Raw genomic sequence first — 1,123 nt, 5'->3', positions numbered from 1 at the left:
GCCCGGCTCGGCCATCACGCCGCGTGATTCCATTCCGGTCGCAAGCATGTGACCGTGATCGCGATAGCCGGTGATGACCTGATCGCCGTCCTTCGAGGCCATCTGCATGCCGATGACGACGGCTTCCTGGCCGATATAGAGGTGGCAGAAGCCACCGATCAGGCCCATGCCGTACATCTGCCCGGCCTTCTCCTCGAAGCGGCGGATCAGCAGCATCTCGTAATAGGCGTGAAGGTCTTCTTCCCTTGTGAAGGCGGGCATGTTGCTCAACGCTTTGGCCGCCCCCTTCTCCGCAGTTGTCTTGGCTGAACTGGCCTTTGCCGCGCCCTTGGTCGCGGTTTTGGCTTGAGCGGGAGCTTTCGTCTTGCGCGCGGCAACGGCCATCGGCGATCCTCCAAGATCATTCGACCTTGGTTGTAGAGGATCACATACCCCTTGGCGAGGGAGGTATCTCGCAATGCAGCATGAGTTATGTCGCTGATATTTCTAAGATTTCATGTATTAACTGGAATTCAGTTAATCGATGTAACCGGAACTATTCTGYGGCTTTTCCCGCTCCTCAGCGCCCCATGATGATGACATCGTTCCGATGGATCCGGCCGAGCGACGCGCGCGCGCGCTCTTCCAGCAGATCGCGATCGACGGCTTCGTCGCGCATCAGGGCGAGGCGTTGCTCCCAGCTCTTGCGCTCGGTGGTGAGCTCCTTGAGCTCATCCTCCATGACCCGCAGCGATTCCTGCAGGCCGCCGCGGGCCTCGAGCCCGCGCGAGCCATGCTGGGCATGGAACATGAAGTAGCCGACCGCTCCACTCGATACGAGATAGAGCGCGAGCGTGATGAAAAAGGATCTGAGACCACGGCGGACGACCATGCCGGCAGGCTAGCCTTGCGTGGTTTATGCCGGGTTAACGATCAGGGCCGGGAGACCTGCACGAAGCCGTCCGAACTCACCTGGGCGTCGCGCGCGATCGCTGTCAGGTCAGCCTCGACACGCCGCGCGATCGGCAGCCGGAAATGCAGCGGATCCCAGTAATTGCTATCCTGCTGCGTGACCATCKAGCGATGAGCGAAATCGGCGATGACGGCGCCGCGCCGCGCGGCGAGGGTTCGGAGCGCCTCCTTG

At 61.2% G+C, this 1,123-nt stretch carries 2 protein-coding genes and 1 pseudogene; all 3 read right to left on the bottom strand.

The window, feature by feature from the left end; genetic code table 11:
- Positions 1-384: thiamine pyrophosphate-dependent enzyme (locus AC1DJT_RS36840; RefSeq protein ID WP_476836077.1), on the bottom strand; the 384-nt coding region annotated here is incomplete at its 3' end.
- Between the two features lie 175 nt (positions 385-559).
- On the bottom strand, positions 560-871 hold the full coding sequence (locus AC1DJT_RS36835) for an FtsB family cell division protein (protein WP_113512615.1): 312 nt from the start codon (positions 869-871) through the stop codon (positions 560-562).
- A gap of 41 nt (positions 872-912) precedes the next feature.
- A pseudogene (locus tag AC1DJT_RS36830) lies at positions 913-1,123 on the bottom strand (hypothetical protein); the annotation flags it as partial.

The organism is Allobosea sp. 05T422_2 (assembly GCF_056396265.1).
Note: the sequence above shows the minus strand (reverse complement) of the source record. Positions and strands in the feature narration are given on the sequence as shown.